20 protein-coding genes are annotated in these 16,262 nt (G+C 70.3%); 17 read left to right on the plus strand and 3 right to left on the minus strand.

What is annotated here, in order from left to right; genetic code table 11:
* Window positions 1-161 precede the first annotated feature (161 nt).
* The 5 genes from VAE46_RS00490 (at window position 162) to lon (ending at window position 4,984) form a co-directional block, all read left to right on the plus strand.
* Window positions 162-1,502 (plus strand): ABC transporter substrate-binding protein, encoded by a 1,341-nt coding sequence (locus tag VAE46_RS00490; RefSeq protein WP_322794938.1) that lies wholly within the window; start codon window positions 162-164, stop codon window positions 1,500-1,502.
* A 153-nt stretch (window positions 1,503-1,655) separates the two neighbouring features.
* Window positions 1,656-1,826, plus strand: coding sequence for a hypothetical protein (locus VAE46_RS00495; protein WP_322794939.1), 171 nt, complete (start codon window positions 1,656-1,658; stop codon window positions 1,824-1,826).
* Window positions 1,823-2,038, plus strand: coding sequence for a hypothetical protein (locus VAE46_RS00500; protein WP_322794940.1), 216 nt, complete (start codon window positions 1,823-1,825; stop codon window positions 2,036-2,038). Before VAE46_RS00495 ends, VAE46_RS00500 begins: the two co-directional genes overlap by 4 nt.
* Window positions 2,039-2,168: 130 nt before the next feature.
* A complete protein-coding gene (locus VAE46_RS00505) occupies window positions 2,169-2,588 on the plus strand; it encodes an Hsp20/alpha crystallin family protein (RefSeq protein WP_322794941.1) in 420 nt (139 codons plus the stop codon).
* A 62-nt stretch (window positions 2,589-2,650) separates the two neighbouring features.
* Window positions 2,651-4,984: an endopeptidase La gene (gene lon / locus VAE46_RS00510; protein WP_416223920.1), complete on the plus strand. Its 2,334-nt coding sequence runs from the start codon at window positions 2,651-2,653 to the stop codon at window positions 4,982-4,984.
* Between the two features lie 59 nt (window positions 4,985-5,043).
* Here lon and VAE46_RS00515 read toward each other — a convergent pair whose 3' ends face one another.
* Both VAE46_RS00515 and VAE46_RS00520 read right to left on the minus strand, forming a co-directional pair.
* Window positions 5,044-5,259 (minus strand): hypothetical protein, encoded by a 216-nt coding sequence (locus VAE46_RS00515; protein ID WP_322794943.1) that lies wholly within the window; start codon window positions 5,257-5,259, stop codon window positions 5,044-5,046.
* 95 nt (window positions 5,260-5,354) lie between these two features.
* Entirely contained in the window at window positions 5,355-5,714 is a 360-nt protein-coding gene (locus VAE46_RS00520; RefSeq protein ID WP_322794944.1) for a VOC family protein, read from the minus strand.
* Between the two features lie 110 nt (window positions 5,715-5,824).
* Here VAE46_RS00520 and VAE46_RS00525 point away from each other — a divergent pair, with 110 nt between their 5' ends.
* The 12 genes from VAE46_RS00525 to VAE46_RS00580 all read left to right on the plus strand — a co-directional run bounded on the left by VAE46_RS00525 (window position 5,825) and on the right by VAE46_RS00580 (window position 15,377).
* The gene (locus VAE46_RS00525; RefSeq protein ID WP_322794945.1) at window positions 5,825-6,316 is read left to right on the plus strand and encodes a MerR family transcriptional regulator; all 492 of its coding nucleotides are present in this window, start codon (window positions 5,825-5,827) and stop codon (window positions 6,314-6,316) included.
* Entirely contained in the window at window positions 6,313-6,801 is a 489-nt protein-coding gene (locus VAE46_RS00530; RefSeq protein WP_322794946.1) for a putative iron-sulfur cluster-binding metallochaperone, read from the plus strand. Before VAE46_RS00525 ends, VAE46_RS00530 begins: the two co-directional genes overlap by 4 nt.
* Window positions 6,802-6,985: 184 nt before the next feature.
* Window positions 6,986-9,151: a catalase/peroxidase HPI gene (gene katG / locus VAE46_RS00535; protein WP_322794947.1), complete on the plus strand. Its 2,166-nt coding sequence runs from the start codon at window positions 6,986-6,988 to the stop codon at window positions 9,149-9,151.
* Window positions 9,152-9,256: 105 nt separating this feature from the next.
* The gene (locus VAE46_RS00540) at window positions 9,257-9,700 is read left to right on the plus strand and encodes a DUF1801 domain-containing protein (protein WP_322794948.1); all 444 of its coding nucleotides are present in this window, start codon (window positions 9,257-9,259) and stop codon (window positions 9,698-9,700) included.
* Window positions 9,697-10,113, plus strand: a complete 417-nt coding sequence (locus VAE46_RS00545) for a DUF1801 domain-containing protein (RefSeq protein WP_322794949.1) — start codon at window positions 9,697-9,699, stop codon at window positions 10,111-10,113. Before VAE46_RS00540 ends, VAE46_RS00545 begins: the two co-directional genes overlap by 4 nt.
* 119 nt (window positions 10,114-10,232) lie before the next feature.
* Window positions 10,233-10,985: an alpha/beta hydrolase family protein gene (locus tag VAE46_RS00550; protein ID WP_322794950.1), complete on the plus strand. Its 753-nt coding sequence runs from the start codon at window positions 10,233-10,235 to the stop codon at window positions 10,983-10,985.
* Between the two features lie 113 nt (window positions 10,986-11,098).
* Window positions 11,099-11,572, plus strand: coding sequence for a MerR family transcriptional regulator (locus VAE46_RS00555; protein WP_322794951.1), 474 nt, complete (start codon window positions 11,099-11,101; stop codon window positions 11,570-11,572).
* Complete coding sequence (locus VAE46_RS00560; protein ID WP_322794952.1) at window positions 11,569-12,174, plus strand: carboxymuconolactone decarboxylase family protein; 606 nt, start codon at window positions 11,569-11,571, stop codon at window positions 12,172-12,174. The genes VAE46_RS00555 and VAE46_RS00560 overlap by 4 nt, the downstream gene beginning before the upstream one ends.
* Before the next feature lie 91 nt (window positions 12,175-12,265).
* Entirely contained in the window at window positions 12,266-13,357 is a 1,092-nt protein-coding gene (gene arsB, locus VAE46_RS00565; protein ID WP_322794953.1) for an ACR3 family arsenite efflux transporter, read from the plus strand.
* A 127-nt stretch (window positions 13,358-13,484) separates the two neighbouring features.
* Window positions 13,485-14,036: a disulfide oxidoreductase gene (locus VAE46_RS00570; RefSeq protein ID WP_322794954.1), complete on the plus strand. Its 552-nt coding sequence runs from the start codon at window positions 13,485-13,487 to the stop codon at window positions 14,034-14,036.
* A gap of 46 nt (window positions 14,037-14,082) precedes the next feature.
* On the plus strand, window positions 14,083-14,709 hold the full coding sequence (locus tag VAE46_RS00575) for a YHS domain-containing protein (RefSeq protein WP_322794955.1): 627 nt from the start codon (window positions 14,083-14,085) through the stop codon (window positions 14,707-14,709).
* A 281-nt stretch (window positions 14,710-14,990) separates the two neighbouring features.
* Window positions 14,991-15,377, plus strand: a complete 387-nt coding sequence (locus tag VAE46_RS00580; RefSeq protein ID WP_322794956.1) for a hypothetical protein — start codon at window positions 14,991-14,993, stop codon at window positions 15,375-15,377.
* A gap of 51 nt (window positions 15,378-15,428) precedes the next feature.
* On the opposite strand, the gene VAE46_RS00585 is transcribed toward VAE46_RS00580, so the two are convergent.
* Window positions 15,429-16,262, minus strand: an 834-nt coding sequence (locus VAE46_RS00585; protein ID WP_322794957.1) for a DUF1998 domain-containing protein, incomplete at its 5' end; no start/stop codon positions are given.

The raw sequence follows: 16,262 nt of genomic DNA on the forward strand, positions 1-16,262 counted from the left end.
CAGCGGCCTGCGCCTGCGCAAGCCCGCGGCCGAAGCCGGCGGGGCCTCGGCCGGCGCCGGGGCAGCGGCAGCCGAGGCGCGCGCGCCGCGCTGAGACCGGCATTCTCATGCCCCTGCGGGCATGTGAAGGCAAACCCATTCTGAGGAGGGACTCGCACCAGATGAGGAACCGCTTCCGCTGGACCGCGCTGCTGACCCTGTTGGCCGCGGTCGCCATGGTCCTCGCCGTTGCCTGCGGCGGCGATGACGACGACGAGGGGACGACGCCGGCGCCCGGCGGAGAGGCCACCGCGGCCGCCAGCCCGACGGAGCAGCAGGACGTCAAGAAGTACGACACCGGCGCCTCCGATACGGAGATCAAGCTCGGCAGCTGCTACCCGTATTCGGGCCCGGCGGCCGCCTACGGCACCATCGGGAAGGTCATCGAAGCCTATTTCAAGATGGTCAACGAACAGGGCGGCGTGAATGGGCGTAAGCTCACGTTCGTCACCCAGGACGACCAGTATTCGCCCGATAAGACCGTGCAGTGCGCCCGGTCGCTCGTCGAACAGGAGAAGGTGCTCTTCGTCTTCAATACCCTCGGCACGCCGCCGAACACCGCTATCTGGGACTACCTGAACCAGCAGAAGATCCCGCACATCTTCGTGGCGACTGGCGCCTCGAAGTGGGGTGCTGACCCCAAGAGCCACCCGTGGACGCTCGGCTGGCAGCCGGACTACCAGTCTGAGGCCGCCATCTACATCACGTACCTGAACAAAGAAAAGCCCAACGCGAAAATCGCCATCCTCTACCAGAACGACGACTACGGGAAGGACTACGTTGAAGGCCTGAAGAAGGCCATCACGGCGACCAACTCGAAGGTCACCATCGTCAAGGAAGTTACCTACGCGACGACAGATGCCTCGGTGAGCGCCCAGGTTACCCAGCTGAAGGAGTCCGGGGCCGATACCTTCTATCTCGTCGCCACGCCGAAGTTCGCCACCCAGGCCCTCATCACGGCAACCCAGGTCGGCTGGAAGCCCTTCATCCTGCTGAACTCGGTGTCGTCCTCGATCCCGTCGGTGATGGACCCGGCGTCCCAGCAGGGCGCGGACCTCTCCAATATCATCACGACGTTCTACATCAAGGACCCGGCCGACCCGCAGTGGGCCAACGACAAGGCCATCCAGGATTACCTGGCCTTCATGAAGAAGTACTACCCGGACGGCAACCCGAACGATGGCTTCAACGTCTACGGCTACAGCGTGGCCCAGACGCTCGTCGAAGGGGTGCTGAAGCGGGCCGGCAACAACCTGACCCGGGAGAACATCCTGAAGCAGGCCACCTCCATCAAGGACCTGCGCGTCGATACCCTCCTGCCGGGCATCCTGATCAACACCTCGCCGGTCGATTCGGCCAACCCGGACTACTACCCGATCCAGGCCGAGCAGCTGGCGAAGTTCAACCCCTCGGCGAAGAAATGGGACCTCTTCGGCGAGGTCATCGACGTCAGCAAGAAGTAGGAGCCGCTCCGCAACGCCCTGGCTGGGCGGGCCCGGGAACGTTCCCGGGCCCGCTTTTTGCGTGCCTGTGCGCGGGGCGGTGACGGCGCGCGATTGGCGCTGCAGCCCCCGCGTGGGACGGTGGTGGCACCACCACCCCCGGGAGGCAGTTCGATGCACCTTACCACCCTCACCCCGGCCCGGCGCGCCGCGGTTGCCCTCGCCCAGGGCGCGGGCGCTGGCCTGGTTGCCGCCGCCACCGGGCCCATGGGCGGCCTGCTGGCCGCGTGCGCCCTGGGCCTACCGCCGGTGCTGGCGGCAGCGCTCGCGCGGAGGCTGGCATGAACGGCTACCACGCGAAGGTCCGCACCACCCTGGCCGCCGTGCTGGCGGTCATCGCAGCGCTGGCGCTGGCCTGGCAGGACGTGACCGGCGCCGGCCCCGATGAGCTGACCGGGGTCACCGCCGCCATCCTCGTCGTCTCGCTTCATGCCCTCGCCTTCCCGGTCGATGAGCTGCTGAGGCTGCTCGGCCGCTGGCGGGGCGGCGGAAGATAGCGGGGCAGACGGCCGCGCGGCCCTAGCACCGCCGCCGGGTGCCCCTTGCCGCCGGCGCGCGGCCCGGCCATGCTGAAGGCAGTCGCGGCCCGCACCCCGGGCCGGGCGGCATCGCCCCGCGGGAGGCGCCATGCGGTACCGCCGCATCAGCTATCGCTACGCGTTCATCGTCGGCACCGGCACCCCCGAGCCGCTCAGCGGCTTCGCCACGGCCCGCCAGCCGGTCCGCTTGGCCCCCACCTGGTGGCGCCCCGCCGCCGATATCTTCGAAACCGCAGCCGGCCTGCGCGCGGTCATCGAACTCCCCGGCGTCGCCCTCGAGGAGGTCGACGTCGTCTTTTACGAAGACGCCGTCGTCATCGAAGGGCAGCGCCGCCTCCCGCCGCCGCCGCCCGATGCCTGCTACCGCACCGCCGAGATCCGCCAGGGCGCCTTCCGCCGCGAGATCCCGCTGCCCTGGCCGATCGACCCCGAGCGGACCACGGCCTCCTACCAGGACGGCCTCCTGACCCTCGACTTCCCCCGCCTGCGCGAAGGAGGTGACCGGTGAGCGACGAACCGACCGCCGAGACCCTCCCCGAAGAGGCGACCGGGCCGCTCGACCTGCCCGTGATGCCGCTCCGCGGCGGCACCGTCGTCTTCCCCTTCGCCGTCATGCCCCTCGCCGTCGGGCAGCCGCGCTCCGTCCGCCTCATCGATGACGCCATGCGCGGCGACCGCCGCATCGTCTTCGTCGGGCAATCGACCGACGACGTGGACCTTGCCGGCCCGGCGCACGTCCACCGGGTGGCCACCATCGGCGTCATCCACCACCTCGCCCGCACCGGCGACGGCACCCTTTCGGTGGTGGTGCAGGGGATGCAGCGCGTGCGCATCCTCGAATTCACGCAGGAGGAACCCTACCTGCGGGCACGCGTCGAACCGGCGCCCGAGCGCCCCGCCGAGGGGCCCGAGGCCGACGTCCTCCGCCGGGCCGTGCTCGACCTCCTCTCCCGGCTGGCCGCGGTCACCCAGGTGCCGCAGGAGTTCGTGGCCGCCGCCGAGGGCCTCTCCGACCCCCTCCAGCTCGCCTACCTCGTCGGCGCTGCTCTCCCCCTGCGCGGCGACCAGCGCCAGGAGCTGCTCGAACTCGATACCGTCGAAGACAAGCTCCGCCGGCTGATCGACTTCATCCAGCACGAGATCGCCGTCCGCGAACTCGGCCGCAAGATCGCCGAGGAAACCGAGCAGCGGCTTTCGAAATCGCAGCGCGAATACTTCCTGCGCGAACAGCTTCGGTCGATCCAGAAGGAGCTGGGCGAAGGCGAGGGCGAGGAGATCGCCGAGTTGCGGCGCAAGATCGAAGAGGCCGGCATGCCGCCGGAGGCCCGCGCCGAGGCCGAGCGCGAACTCGACCGGCTCGCGCTGCTGCCGCCCGGCTCGCCCGAGCAGGGCATGATTCGCACCTACCTCGATTGGATGGTGAGCCTCCCCTGGAACCGGCTCTCCGGCGGCGCCATCGATATCGAGCGCGCCCGCCGCGTGCTCGATGAGGACCACTACGACCTCGAGAGGATCAAGGACCGCATCCTCGATTACCTCGCCGTGCGCAAGCTGCGCGCCGAGCGGCTCGCAGCGGAACAGCAGGAGGGCGAGGCCCCGCCCCCGGCCGACCGCACCGGCGCCGAGCCGATCCTCTGCTTCGTGGGCCCGCCCGGCGTCGGCAAGACGAGCCTCGGGCAGTCGATCGCCCGCGCGCTGGACCGCCAGTTCGCGCGCGTCGCCCTCGGCGGCCTGCACGATGAAGCCGAGATCCGGGGCCACCGCCGCACGTACATCGGCGCGCTGCCCGGCCGCATCATCCAGGCCCTCCGCCAGGCCGGCACGCGCGACCCCGTCATCATGCTCGACGAGATCGACAAGGTCGGCAGCGACTGGCGCGGCGACCCGGCCGCGGCCCTGCTCGAGGTGCTCGACCCGGCCCAGAACCATCGCTTCACCGATACCTACCTCGGCGTGCCCTTTGACCTCTCCGCGGTGCTCTTCATCGCCACCGCCAACACGCTCGACACGATTTCGCCGCCCCTGCGCGACCGCATGGAGGTGATGCAGCTCTCCGGCTACACCGAAGAGGAGAAGCTGCACATCGCCGAACGCTACCTCGTCCCGCGGCAGCTGCGCGCCCACGGCCTCCAGCCGGGCGAGGTGGCGTTCGAACCCGGTGCGTTGCGGCTGATCATCCGGCGGTACACCCGCGAGGCCGGTGTGCGCGCGCTCGAACGGGAGATCGCCGGCGTGGTCCGGCGGGTTGCCCGGCGCGTGGTCGAAGGGGCCGCGACCCCGGTGACGGTGGCCGCCGGCGATGTCGAAACCTACCTCGGGCGGCCGCGGCTCCCCGAGGATGCGGCCGTGCGGATCGACCGTCCCGGCATCGCCACGGGGCTCGCCTGGACGCCCGCCGGCGGCGATGTGCTGCAGGTGGAGGCCGCCGCCATGCCGGCCGCCGAGGAGCGGCTGATCCTGACGGGCCAGCTGGGCGACGTGATGCGCGAGAGCGTGCAGGCCGCCCTCACCTGGGTCCGTTCGAACGCAGACCGGCTGGGCATCGACCCCGGCTTCTTCGAGCGGAAAGCGCTGCACGTCCACGTGCCCGCCGGCGCGGTGCCGAAGGACGGCCCCTCCGCGGGGGTGACGATGGCGACGGCGCTCGTTTCGCTGGCGCGCGGCCGCCCGGTGCGCAGCGATCTGGCGATGACGGGGGAGATCACGCTGCACGGGCGGGTGCTGCCGGTGGGCGGCATCAAGGAGAAGGTGCTGGCCGCGCACCGGGCCGGCATCCGCACGGTCATCCTGCCGAAGGACAACGAACGCGACACCGAGGACGTGCCGGAGGAGGCGCGCAAGGACCTGCGCTTCGTCTACGCCTCGGACGCCTCAGAGGTCATCCGCGAGGCGCTGGGGGAGTAGGGGGCCCGGAGGAGGCGGAGCGCGCAGTTCATGCCGGAGAGGCGGTGCTCCGCCGCTATTCAGTCCCCCGTCCGAAGGGCGCGAAGGTCCTCCTCGATATCGTCGACATCCGCCCACGCGGGCTGGGCAAGGGCCGCGACATCAAACACCGGACCGGCACCCTGTTCGGCGGCCAGCTCAGCGAGACGCAGCGGCTTCCAGAAGTCGCGGCCGCCAATGCGCATCGTCGGGTTGGCGGGGTGCACGTTCCCGGCGGAATCGGTGGGCTGGTTCACGACGGCTCCCACCTCGCGCCTCGCGAGCTACAGCAGGCTGCGCAACGTACGAGCTGGCATGCCACCAGCGCCTGTCAACCCCGAACTGACCCCCATCACTGCTGCACCAGCACCACGGCGTTGCCCTCCGGGTCGGCGATGCGCGCGAGGGTGGGGCCGTTGGGCACATCGAACGGCTCGCGCAGGATGGTCCCGCCCAGCGCGACCGCCTTCTCGAGCGAGGCGCGGAGGTCCCGCACCTGGATGTAGAGCACGACGCCCGGGTGATCGCCCGCCACGATGTGGCCCGCCGGGCCCGGCTCCGGCCCGCCGATGCCCGGCGGGATGGTCATCACCGGGCCATCGCTGATCGCCCAGTTGAAGAGGCTGGCGTAGAACGCCCGCAGCCGGCCGGGTTCGCGCGCGCGGATCTCCCAGTGCACGACGGGCCGGGCCCAATCCGGTTCGGTGCTCATGGTCTCCCTCCGCGCGGAGGATAGCCCAATCGCAAGGGCGGCGGGGCCCGCCCGCATCCTGGGACCCGGCCCGTTGACCCTCGAGCCACTCAAGGGTTTAGGCTGGGGGCATGGCGGAATTGCTCACCATCGGCGAGGTGGCGCGCGAGGCCGGCCTCCCCATCGATACCATCCGCTGGTACGAACGGACCGGGGTGCTGCCGCAGCCGCCCCGGCGCGCCAGCGGCTACCGGGCCTACACCCGCGCCCATCTCGAAACCGTCCGCTTCGCGGCTGCCCTGCGCGAGCTCGGCCTGCCGCCGCGCCAGATCGCGGCGCTTGTCGCCGTCTTCCACGAAGGGAGCTGCGCCGACCTCCAGGCCGCCCTCGCTGCCACCACCGGCGAGGCGCTCGCCCGCATCGAAGCCCGGCTCGCCGCACTCGCTGCCGCAGCCGAACGGCTTCGCGCCCTGGGCGACGCCATCCGCGGGGTGAGCCCAACCACGGACTGCGGCGGGCCGCTCAGCCCCTGCGACTGCGCCCGCATCATCGAAATGGGGCCGCCGGGCCCCCAATCGCCCGCGAAACGCCGGCGGCCCGCCGCCAAAGGAGGAACCACATGACCACCCCAACCGACGACTGCTGCGGCCTGGCCGAAGGCGGCATGGCCTGCGCGCCGCGTCAGCCTGCGGCTGCTGAGGGCTGCCCGGCATGCAGCGGTCGGCTTCGGACCGTCAGCGCCGCCCACGTGATGCGCCAGGTTCGCCGCCCGGCCGGCCGCGGGATCGAGGCGGTCGAGGCGTTCGGCTTCTGCGCCGCTGCCGATTGCCCGGCCGTGTTCATCGGCGGCGGCCTGCGGTTCGATGCCGCCGACCTCCGCCGCCCGCCCGCGTACAAGACCGGCAACGCGGCCGACCTCCTCTGCTACTGCTTCGATGTCAGCGGAGCCGATGCGCTCGCGCCCGGTGCCGCCGAGACGGTCGCCTTCATCCGCGAGCGGGTCCGCGCCGGGGATTGCGCCTGCGATGTGCTCAACCCCTCGGCCGGCTGCTGTCTCGGCTCCATCGGCGCCTGGCAGAAGGCGCACGGGGGCACGCGCACCGGGTAGCATTTCGCCTTCACGCGCCTTCGAAACGCGGACCTCCCGCCTTCCGCCCCCTCCCGACCGCTGCTAGAATGGACCGGCACCAGTTCTGGAAACAGTCCAGTTCTCCGGGCTGGCGCGCGGGCGGCCCCGCACGGCCGCATCCCTTCGCCCAACGCACCACACGGGAGGTTTCGAACCCAGCGCGATGTCCACCGAAGGCCTCATGAAGCTCAAAGGCAAGCGCAACCGGGACTGGTGGCCCAACCAGCCCGACCTCAGCCTGCTCCGCCAGAATCACCCCAACTCCGACCCCATGGACCCCGGCTACAACTACCGGGAAGAGCTCAAGAACCTCGATGTCGAGCAGCTGCGCCGCGACATCTACGAGGTGATGACCACCTCGCAGGACTGGTGGCCCGCCGACTACGGCCACTACGGCCCGCTCTTCATCCGCCTCACCTGGCACGCCGCCGGCACCTACCGCGTCCACGATGGACGCGGCGGCGCCTCCCGCGGCGCGATCCGCTTCGAACCGCTGGGCAGCTGGCCCGATAACGCCAACCTCGATAAGGCCAAGCGCCTCCTCTGGCCGATCAAGAAGAAGTACGGCAAGAAGCTCTCCTGGGCCGACCTCATCGCCTTCGCCGGCAACTGCGCGCTCGAATCGATGGGCTTCAAGACGGCCGGCTTCGCCTTCGGCCGCGAGGATGTGTGGGAGCCGGAGGATATCGACTGGGGCCCGGAGGATGAGTGGCTCGGCGACGAGCGCCACCTCGGCGAGCGCGAGCTCGAGGAGCCCTACGCCGCGGTCCAGATGGGCCTCATCTATGTGAACCCCGAGGGCCCCAACGCCGTCCCCAGCGCCCTCGCCGCCGCGAAGGACATCCGCGAATCGTTCGGCCGCATGGCCATGAACGATGAGGAGACCGTCGCGCTCATCGTTGGCGGGCACACCTTCGGCAAGACGCACGGCGCCAACCCCGCCAGCTACGTCGGCCCCGAGCCGGCCGGGGCGCCGCTCCACCAGCAGGGCCTCGGCTGGAAGAACAGCTACGGCAGCGGCAAGGGCGCGGATGCCTACACCAGCGGCCTGGAAGGCGCCTGGACCCCCACGCCCACGAAGTGGGACAACTCCTTCCTCGAGACCCTCTTCAAGTACAACTGGGACCTGACCAAGAGCCCGGCGGGGGCCTGGCAATGGGTGCCCACTGACCCCGAGGCGAAGAACCTCGTTCCCGATGCGCACGACCCGAACAAGCGGCACACGCCCGTCATGCTCACGACGGACATCGCGCTGCGCATGGACCCCATCTACGAGAAGATCTCCCGCCGCTTCCTCGAACACCCCGAGGAGCTCGAGGATGCCTTCGCCCGCGCCTGGTTCAAGCTCATCCACCGCGACCTCGGCCCCGTGACCCGCTATGTCGGGCCGCTCGTGCCGAAGGAGACCTGGACCTGGCAGGACCCGATCCCGCCGGTCGACTACCAGCTCATCGACGCCAACGACATCGCCGCCCTGAAGGCGCAGATCCTCGGCTCCGGCCTGGGCATCTCCGACCTCGTCTTCACCGCCTGGGCGTCGGCCTCGACCTTCCGCGGCACCGACCGCCGCGGCGGCGCCAACGGCGCGCGCATCCGCCTCGCCCCGCAGAAGGACTGGCCCGCGAACGACCCGCCCCGCATCGCCCGGGTCATTGCGCAGCTCGAACAGCTCCAGCAGCAGTTCAACGCCAGCGCGACCGGCGGCAAGAGGGTCTCGCTCGCCGACCTCATCGTCCTCGGCGGCTGTGCGGCCGTCGAAGAGGCGGCGAAGAAGGCCGGCTTCAATGTCAGCGTGCCGTTCACGCCGGGCCGCAACGATGCCACCCAGGAGCAGACGGAGGTCGAGTCGTTCAGCTACCTCGAGCCGAAAGCCGATGGCTTCCGCAACTTCCGCAAGCCCGGCCTGAAGAAGCGCGCCGAGCACCTGCTGGTCGAAAAGGCGGCGCTGCTCACGCTCACCCCGCCCGAGATGACCGTCCTCGTCGGCGGCCTGCGCGTCCTCGGCGCGAACAGCGGCGAAACGAAGCTCGGCGTGCTCACCGAGCGGCCCGGCGTCCTCACCAACGACTTCTTCGTCAACCTCCTGGATATGCGGACCGAGTGGGCCCCGACCTCCGAAGCTGAGGAGGAGTTCGAAGGCCGCGACCGGGCCACCGGCGCGACGAAGTGGACGGCCACCCGCGCCGACCTCATCTTCGGCGCGAACTCCGAGCTGCGCGCCCTCGCCGAGGTCTACGCCTGCGACGATGCCCAGGAGAAGTTCGTGCGCGACTTCATCGCCGCCTGGGACAAGGTCATGAACCTCGACCGGTTCGACCTCCACAGCTGAGACGTTCGCAGCGGAACCTGTCCAGCGCGGGCCCGGGTGCACCACCCGGGCCCGTTCCGCTATCCTGCCGGCGAGCGGCCCGCCCCGGCCGCGGGGAGTGACGCCGTGAGCAACGAAACGCCCGCCGGCAACGGCCCGGGCGAGATCGACCGCTACCTGGCCGACCTCGGCGACTGGCGCGGCGATACGCTGGCCCGCCTGCGCGCCCTCATCCGCGAGGCCGACCCGGGGGTCGTCGAGACGTGGAAGTGGGTCCGGCCATCCTCGCCGGGCACCCCCACCTGGGAGCACGATGGCATCATCTGCACCGGCGGCGCCTTCAGAGGCTACGTGAAACTCACCTTCGCCCGCGGTGCGGAACTGCCAGACCCGGCGGGCCTGTTCAACGCCGGGTTCGGCGGCAACCTGCGCCGCGCCATCGACCTGCGCGAGGGCGAATTCCCCGACCCGGACGCCTTCCGAGAGCTCGTGCGCGCGGCGGTGGCCCGCAACCAGGCGCTCCGCGCAGCGCGTGCGAAGCCGAAATCGGCCGCCGGGGGCAGCCGATGAGCAGCCCCGAACGTCCCCGTATGCTCGCCGGCGGCAACCCGCAAATCCCGAAGGGCGACGGCGAGGCCCCGGTGCGCGCCTACATCGAAGCGCTCGACGGCTGGAAGCGCGAGATTGTCGAGGGCTTCGACGCGCTGGTCACGCGCACGGTGCCGGGGGTGAAGAAGGCCGTGCGCTGGAACTCGCCCTTCTACGGGGTCGAAGGGCAGGGCTGGTTCGCGAACGTGCACTGCTTCACGAAGTACGTGAAAGTCACCTTCTTCGCGGGGTCGAAGCTGGCGCCGGAGCCGCCCGGGCGCGGGAAGGACCCGGATGGCCGCTGGGTCGATATCCCTGCCGGCGGGTTCGATGCGGCGCAGCTCGAGGACTGGGTGCGGCAGGCCGCGGCCCTCCCCGGCTGGCACGGGCGGTAGCCCCTCCCCTCCACGCCCCCGCGCCACGCCGCTACAATGCCGAACAGCGTTCGAGCGCCGGGGCCGAGCGCGCCCCTACCCTCCCCCGGGCGCCCGCATCCCACCGGGAGGGTCCACCCATGCAGTTCACCAGTGAAACCATCGAACACGGCGTCGCCGAGCGCTCCTTCGCCATGGAGATCGCCGGCGAGCGCGTCCCCGGCATCCTCTGGCTGCCCGCGGGCGCCAGCGGCCCCCGCCCGCTCCTCCTCCTCTGCCACGGCGGCATGCAGCACAAGCGCGTCGATACCCTGCTCGCCAGGGCGCGCAGCTTCGTCCGCCACCACGGCTACGCCTGCCTCAGCATCGATAACCCCGGCCACGGGGAGCGCGCCAGCGAGGCCGAGTTCGCCCAGGCCCGCGCCCTCCGCGGCGCCGCCAGCCTGCCGCCCATCGACCCCGAGCGGATGAAGCAGCTCGCCGCCCGGGTGAGCCGCGCCGTGGGCGAGTGGAAGGCGGTGCTCGATGCCGCCCGCGCCCTGCCGGAAGTGGGCGAAGGCCCCGTCGGCTGGTGGGGGCTCTCCATGGGCACCGCCATCGGCGTCCCCTTCATCGCCTCCGAACCGCGCGTCAACGCCGCCGTCCTCGGCCTCGCGGGCGTCCGCTCCGACGAGTTCGAACGGGCGGCGCGGGCGATCACGGTGCCCGTGATGGTGATGTGCCAGTGGGACGACGAGGTGGCCCCGCGCGATTCGGTGCTGAAACTCTTCGATGTCCTCGGTTCGAAGGAGAAGACGCTGCACGCGAACCCCGGCCGGCATGTCCAGGTCCCGCTCTACGAGCGCCAGGCCTGGGAGGAGTTCTTCGCCCGCCACCTCGGACGGGCCGTCTGACCCCCGCCGCAGGGGCCGCAGGGTCGCGCACGTCCGCGTTCGCGCCGGGCATACTGGTCCCCATCCGGGAGAGATGTTGACCTTCCAGTTACTGGAAGGTCGAAGATGTGCGCATGACATCCGAAGCCCTCACCATTCGCCGGGTGGCGGAGCTGGCGGGCGTCAGTCCCAGAACGATTCGGTTCTACGAGTCGGAAGGGCTGCTGCCGCCTCCGCCGCGTTCTCCCTCGGGCTACCGGGTCTACGACGCCAGCGCGGTTCGCCGCCTGCGGCTGATCCGCCGCGCACGGCTGCTGGGCCTTGGCCTCGAGGACATCCGGGAGCTCGCCAACCTTGCCTTCGGAGAGAGCTGCGGCTCATTCGAGGACCGGCTGGGGGTACTTCTCGAACAGCGGCTGGCCGATATCGACCGGGCAATCCGCGAGCTGCAGGCGCTCCGCTCCGAGCTGCTCCTGCTGAAGGAGTCTCTCGCCGACGGCCAGCGCTGCGACCGCACCTGCCGGGCCGAGGACTGCGAGTTCTGCCGCTTCATCGACGATTGGTCGGCAGCGGATGCCATGCCAACACCCCAGGAGGAACCGTCATGACTCACCTGACCCCTGCCGAACGCGAGCTCGCCGCCCTCGGTGCCAGCATCGGTGCGGGCTGCTTCCCCTGCACCGAGTACCACCTCCGCGCGGGGCGCGAAGTCGGCCTGGACAGCGCAGCCCTGCTCCAGGCCATCGCCGATGCTGAGTGTGTCAAGCGCAGCGGCGCAGAGGAGCTCAGCGTGCACGCTCGCCGAGAGCTCGGGCAGCCAGCCGAGGTCGGGCCCGGCTGCTGCAACGACACGAACCGGGCAAAGGAGTTCGTCTCCATTGGCGCGGCGGTGGGCGCGAACGCCCTGCTCCAGCTGCGGAAGCACATCGGCCAGGCGCTCGGGCTTGGCATAACGCCCGCCGAAATCGAAGCAGCCGTCGAAGCGGCGCGTGAGGTCCAGCGGCACGCGGCCGGCGTCACTGCCAGGGAAGTCTCCCGCCTGCTCGCGGAGCCGGTCCGTGTTGTGTCCGCACCTGCGGGGAGCGAGTGCGGGCCCGACTGCGGCTGCCATGATGCCCAGGCGCCCGCCCCCGCTGAAGCCGCGTCTGCCTGCTGCGGCGGCGAAGTGGCTGAAGTCGGCGCCGCTGCCGAACGGGGCGGCTGCTGCTAGGCACTGGCGTGTTCGGCGGCCGGGAGCGGAGCGCCCGGCCGTTTACCAACCGTTCATCTTCGACCGGTACCATCCTCGCTCCGGAGGTTCCATGGCCCGCACCGTCGCCGCGGCGGACGCCTTCGAAACGTCCGTCATCCGCCAGCTCTCAACGCTCGATCGCTTCCTGCCGCTCTGGATCGGCCTCGCGATGGCCGCAGGGCTGCTGCTTGGGCGCATCTTCCCCGGCCTGAACGACCAGCTCGACCGGGTCAAGATCGATACCACCTCGCTCCCGATTGCCATCGGCCTCCTCGGGATGATGTACCCGGTGCTGGCGAAGGTGCGGTACGACCGCCTCGGCTCCGTCACCGCCGACCGCCCGATGGTCGCCTCCTCCCTGCTGCTGAACTGGCTGGTTGGGCCCCTGCTGATGTTCGCGCTGGCGTGGATGTTCCTGCCCGACCTGCCCGAGTTCCGCACGGGCATCATCCTCGTGGGGCTCGCGCGCTGCATCGCGATGGTCCTCATCTGGAACTCGCTGGCCTGCGGCGATACGGAGGCGGCGGCCGTGCTGGTGGTGCTCAATTCGATATTCCAGGTGGCGGCCTACTCCTTCCTCGGCTACTTCTACCTCGAACTCTTCCCCGGCTGGCTCGGGCTCGAACAGACGGCCATCGATATCGCCCTCTGGGATATCGCGAAGTCGGTGCTCATCTTCCTCGGCATCCCGCTCGTGCTCGGCGCCCTGACGAGCATCATCGGCCGGCGGGCGCGTGGCGATGCCTGGTACGAGGGGCAGTTCCTGCCGCGCATCGGGCCGTGGGCGCTCTACAGCCTGCTCTTCACCATCGTCATCCTGTTCGCCATCCAGGGCGAAGCGATCACCGCGCAGCCGCTCGATGTCGCCCGCATCGCCCTGCCGCTCCTCGCTTATTTCGTGCTCATGTGGACGGTGGCCTTCCTCTGGGGCCGTGCGCAGGGGCTCGGCTACGAACGCACGGCCACGCTCGCCTTCACGGCTGCCGGCAACAACTTCGAACTGGCTATTGCGGTGGCGATCGGCACCTTCGGCGTGGCCTCCGGGCAGGCGCTGGCGGGCGTGGTCGGCCCGCTCATCGAAGTGCCGGTGCTGGTGGCGCTGGTGTACGTGGCGCTCTGGGCGCGGCGGAGGTGGTTCGCGCCGGCGCCAACCCCCGCCTGATTCGCGCTTTCCCGGACCCTTTCGGTGCGGCCGGGTGGTCGGCATTTCCGGGGCGGTTGACCCCGGACGGTACCGCGTCCGCCTCTACACTAGAGAGAAGAGCACGCGCCGCCCGCGGGGAGCCGCCATGGAATCTGAGCAGTACGTTTCGCCCATCCTCGCCGCGGGGGCGATCGCGCTCGTCTTCGCCGCCCTGCTCACCATCCTCGCCGCCGAGCTGCCCGGGGCCGTGGCAGTCCGCCGGTTCGTGACCGGGCACGGCCAGCGGGCGATGTTCGCCGTGGCCGCCATCGCGATGGCCGGCTCGCTCTACTACTCGAACGTGGTCGGCTTTGTGCCGTGCGACCTCTGCTGGTACCAGCGGATAGCCATGTACCCGCTGGCGGTGCTGCTGGGCGTGACCGTGGTCAGCCGCGGCCGCCTCGAACCGAAGTACATCGTGGCGATGGCGGGCATTGGGCTCGCGATCTCCATCTATCACTACCAGCTCCAGCTGTTTCCCGAGCAGCAGGAGTTCTGCACCTCCAGCTCGGTTTCGTGCACGGGCAAATACGTGAACCAGTTCGGCTTCGTGTCGATCCCGTTCATGGCCGGCAGCGCGTTCCTCACCGTGCTGCTCCTCCAGCTGGCAGAGGCGCGCATCGGCTACCTGCGGTCGCGCGGGCTGGTCGACGCCTGACCCGGCGGGCAGAATGGAACGTGAGGACCAGCCGGGGAGCCCGCCCGTGGATGCGAACCCGCGCCCGAAGCTTTCGACCACCCGCGTCACCGCGCGCGGCGCGGCCTACCGGGTGGTGCGCCTCGCCGGCAACCTGTTCGTCTGTTCGAAGGCGAGCGGGAGCTGCTGCTGCGGCTGGGAGGAGAAGGGGCGGATGCCATTCGACCACGCCCTCTGGGCCGGGGAATGGGAGCGGCGGAACCTGCGCAGCCGGCTCCACCTCACCTTCAGCGGCTGCCTCGGGCCGTGCGTCGCCGGCAACAACGCCCTCCTGCTGCTCCACGGCCGGGCCATCTGGCTGTGCGACCTCAACGATGCCGAGCTCATCCCGCAGGTGTACGACTACGCCGAGGCGATGCTGGCCGCAGGCCGGGTGCTGCCGGTGCCGGCCGGGCTCGAAGGCCACGTGTACGAACGCTACCTGCCGCCGCCGGGCGGAGCCTGGGAGCCGCTGGCTGCCCCGGATTCGGACGACAGCGACGGCCTTGAACGGCTCGACCCCGTCTGCCTGATGGATGTGGACCCGGCGACAGCACAGCACACGGTGGAGTACGGCGGCCGGGTCATCGCCTTCTGCGCGCCATCCTGCAAGAAGGCCTTCCTCGCGAACCCCTCGGCCTACGGGGTGGGGTGAAGAGAGAGCAGGGCTGGCGAGCCGTGATCACTCGCTCCGCCGCCCCCAGGGGCCGGTGACCCCGGCGCTGCGCAGGGCCCAGGCCCGAACACAGGGACCCCCGCCCCGGCCCGAATCGGGCGCACAGGTTCGCGGCAGAATGCCCAACGGCCGAGGACACCGACGGTTCGGTGCCGCACCCGGCGATGCCAGCGTCGTGCGTGAGATGACGGGGACATCCTTTGCGTGGAAAGGAGACGAAGCACCTGCAACACGACCTTGACCCACACCGCCTCGAGGACATGCGCGACTGGCTCACGAAAGTGCAGCCGATGCCCCGGCAGCGCGTCGAACTCCCCTACTCGCGCGAATTTTCCCCCGAAGAGCTGCGCGCCCTGGCCAGGGGTCTCCTGCCGGAGGATTTCGACGACCGCTGGGTCGGGCTCCTGCGCGAGGGCAGCATCGACTTCCACCGCAGCTGGACGGGCTACCACATTCATCACCTGCCCCTCGAGCGGGGGCCCGGCGTCGCCGGGGCCGTTGCCACGAAACTGGTCGTCAACCGCGACCCGCGCCAGTACCGCAACACCGACCCGCAACGCGACCTGGAGCAGGTCGAGTGGCTGCTCAGGTGGATGCTCAGCGGCGAGCGGCATCCGCCCCCGTGGCCGCTGCACCAGGCCGGGTGAGTAGCGGGGGCCGCCAGGGCGGGGGTACGAGGGACCTGGCGTCAGGCCCCTTCACCCGTTCGCGAACGCTGCCAGGTAACTGCTTGCCGCGGTCCTGTTGAGCTCTTCGTGGTAGTGCTGGTTTCCGTACGTCCGCAGGCACCTGTAGCACGAAGAACCGGGACCGCAACTATCACACTGCGTCACCCGGTAGGCTTCGCTGAGCACCTCTTCTGCACGGCCATGGGCAGACCGTGCCAGCCCGGCTCCGCCCGGGACGTTGTCGTACAGCACGAACACAGGGTCGAGCCCATCGTAATAAAAGAGACTGCCCAGTTCCCCTCGCGGGACATTGAGCACGCGCGCTGCCCCCTCCTCGAGCGCTGCCTGCACCGAGCGGACTTCGGCTTCGGTCGCATGGGTGAGCCCGCTAAGCACGAATTCCGCCATGTCGGTGGCGAATTTGTGCCCGAAATGCCGGGTGACCATCTGACCGCCGCACTGGAAACGGCCTCCGGGCTTGGAATGCCTGCTTCTTGCTGTGCCGCCTCGGCCTTCCGCCCTGGCGCCGTTCGGCCAGGCATAGCCGCAAGCGGCACAGTAGCCAAACCCTTTGCCAGCTGAGCCGGTGTTCACCACTGCCAGCCAGCCGTTGCGCGAAAATCGGCCGGCTACGGTGGCTCCCCCCATCGCGTACAGCGTCGAGAGGGGTCCGGGCTCACCGCTGTGTTCGAAGAAATACACCTCGGACGCCCACAGGCGCCGGGGCCGTTCGTCCCCGAGCCCGCGTTTGGTGGGTTTGCCGGCCACGAACCCGTACAGCGGCAGGACCATCGTGGCGGTGCGCGCGCTGCCGCCGCATTGGCCGCACGTTCCCCCTCCGCTTCGGGGGTAGAACCGGCGGCA

The sequence above is a fragment of the Tepidiforma sp. genome (assembly GCF_034433535.1).
GTDB lineage: Bacteria > Chloroflexota > Dehalococcoidia > Tepidiformales > Tepidiformaceae > Tepidiforma.